The following is an 804-nucleotide window of genomic DNA, read 5'->3' on the forward strand; positions in this document are numbered from 1 at the left end:
GGTGCTGTTGCAAACTTCAGGCGGAGAGCCGAGACGACCCAGTCTTCATCCTCTGATGCTCGCTGCGGGTCGGCGTTCTCAGGCAGCCTCGAACACCCGGCTGACGATCACCGCATCCGGGTTCGGTTGCCCATAAGCAAACATCGCGCCCTGGCCTTTCCGTAATGAATGCATCGCTTCCATCCCTTTCAACGTCCGGTACGCCGAGGTCCGGTTTTTGAACGCCCCCTTCGGTCCGAGGATCCGTTTCAGCCGCCCATGATCTCCTTCAATGACGTTATTGAGGTATTTCACCTGCCGGTGTTCCACGGTCTGCGGGCAGATTCCCTCTGACTTCAACTCGGCGATTGCCCTGGCCAGGGAGGGTGCTTTATCGGTGTTGATCACCCGCGGGAACCCGGTTATCGTGTTCGACCTCAGGGTCTTGGCCAGGAAACGCTTCACTGCGGCGACGTTACGCTTTGGGACAGGTAAAAACCAGGGCATGCCCACCGTCGGTGATCGCCCGATAGAGGTAGCACCACTTTCCCCGACCCGGATATAGGTCTCGTCCACCCGCCAGGACCGGGCCTGCCAATCCGGGACTTGTCGGTACCACCGGGTCTGCTTGTCCAGCTCAGGAGCATATTTCTGGACCCAGCGGTAGATGGTGCTGTGATCGACCGGTACGCCGCGTTCGGTCATCATTTCTTCCAGATCGCGGTAGCTGAGCCCGTAGCGGCAGTACCACCGCACCGCCCACAGGATGATTTCACGGGGAAATGACGACCGGAGAAGATGCCCATGGCTCTGATTATTTCACGC

The 804-nt window shown here is 59.2% G+C and carries 1 protein-coding gene; it reads right to left on the reverse strand.

Features of this window, described 5'->3' with window-relative positions:
* Positions 1-78 precede the first annotated feature (78 nt).
* Complete coding sequence (locus tag MHK05_RS11815) at positions 79-687, reverse strand: DDE-type integrase/transposase/recombinase (protein WP_411339113.1); 609 nt, start codon at positions 685-687, stop codon at positions 79-81.
* Between the last annotated feature and the right edge of the window lie 117 nt (positions 688-804).

It is taken from the genome of Corynebacterium nasorum, assembly GCF_022347325.1.
Classification (GTDB): domain Bacteria; phylum Actinomycetota; class Actinomycetes; order Mycobacteriales; family Mycobacteriaceae; genus Corynebacterium; species Corynebacterium kefirresidentii.

Coding starts and splice junctions, on each gene's coding strand:
- MHK05_RS11815 (WP_411339113.1), bottom strand. CDS start 687: ATGATGACCGAACGCGGCGTACCGGTCGATCACAGCACCATCTACCGC.